The sequence below is a fragment of the Gordonibacter pamelaeae 7-10-1-b genome (assembly GCF_000210055.1).
Classification (GTDB): Bacteria; Actinomycetota; Coriobacteriia; order Coriobacteriales; family Eggerthellaceae; genus Gordonibacter; species Gordonibacter pamelaeae.
Genome location: NC_021021.1, coordinates 2,379,355 through 2,380,613 on the forward strand (window position 1 = coordinate 2,379,355; position 1,259 = coordinate 2,380,613).

General features: G+C 73.2%; 1 protein-coding gene. It reads left to right on the forward strand.

The genetic code is table 11. From position 1 onward, the window contains the following. Positions 1-1,072 (forward strand): replication restart helicase PriA (gene priA / locus GPA_RS11125; RefSeq protein ID WP_041239519.1); only part of this gene is annotated, 1,072 nt, incomplete at its 5' end. Positions 1,073-1,259: the final 187 nt, after the last annotated feature.

Here is a 1,259-nt window from a genome sequence, read left to right on the forward strand (position 1 = left end):
GCCCGCCGTGCAGGTGGTGGACATGGCCCGCGAGTTCGGCGGCGGGTCGCGCTCCATGTTCTCGCGCGCGCTCTCGCGCGCGCTCGCCGAGGAGCTCGCGGCCGGCCGCAAGGCGGTGCTCCTGCTGAACCAGCGCGGCTTCGCGAAGTTCCTGCTGTGCCGCGAATGCGGCTTCGTGCCGGAGTGCCCGTCGTGCTCCACGTCGCTCACGTTCCACGAGAGGGGCAACTTCCTCATCTGCCACCACTGCGGCTACCGCGTCACGGCCCCTCCCACCTGCCCCGAATGCGGCAGCCCTTACCTGCGGAAGTTCGGCGCAGGCACGCAGCGCGTGGAGGCCGACCTGCGGGTGCTCTTGGACGCGACGCCCGGCGTGGGGCCCGACGTGCCCATCGTGCGCATGGACGCGGACACCACGGGCGGCAAGGGCGCGCACCAGCGATTGCTGGAGGAGTTCGCCGCCGCCGACGCCGCGGTGCTGCTGGGCACGCAGATGATTGCGAAGGGGCTCGACTTCGAGGACGTCACGCTCGTGGGCGTCATCAACGCCGACACCATGCTGCGGCTGCCCGACTACCGCGCCGCCGAGCGCACCTTTGCGCTCGTGGAGCAGGTGGCCGGCCGCGCCGGGCGCGCCGAGCTGCCGGGCCGCGTGCTCGTGCAGACCTACGAGGCCGACGCCGCGCCCATCCGCGCCGCCGCGGCCTACGATCGCGCGCTGTTCTTGCGCGACGAGCTGCCGAAGCGCCGGATGCTGCGCTACCCGCCCTACGTGCGGATGGCGAACGTGCTGGTGTGGGGCAAGGACGAGGAGGCGGTGCGCACCTCGGCCGCCGCGCTCTACGAGGGGCTGGCCGCCCAGGTGCGCGACTTCGGCGGCGAGGGCTGGGACGTGCTGCCCGCCACGCCGTGCGTGCTGGCCAAGCTGCGCGGCACGTACCGCTGGCACCTGGTGGTGAAGTGCCCGCTCGACGGCGACCTGTCGGGCGTGCTGCTGCCGTACTTCCGCGCCCGCAAGCCCGAGCGCGAGGTGAACGTGGCCGTGGACGTGGATCCGGACGACCTCCTGTAGGCCGCCGGCCGCGCCGGGCATGGCGTCAGGACACCTCCATGGCGCCCAGGTTCAGCAGCTTGCCCTCGGCTGTGGCGGGCGTTCCGGCGAAGCCGCCGAGGAAGCGCTCGACGGCGATCCCGGCGGCCTCCCACCAGGAAGGGGCCAACACGTCCTCGGCGGCCACGAGGTCGGCCTCCCATACCAC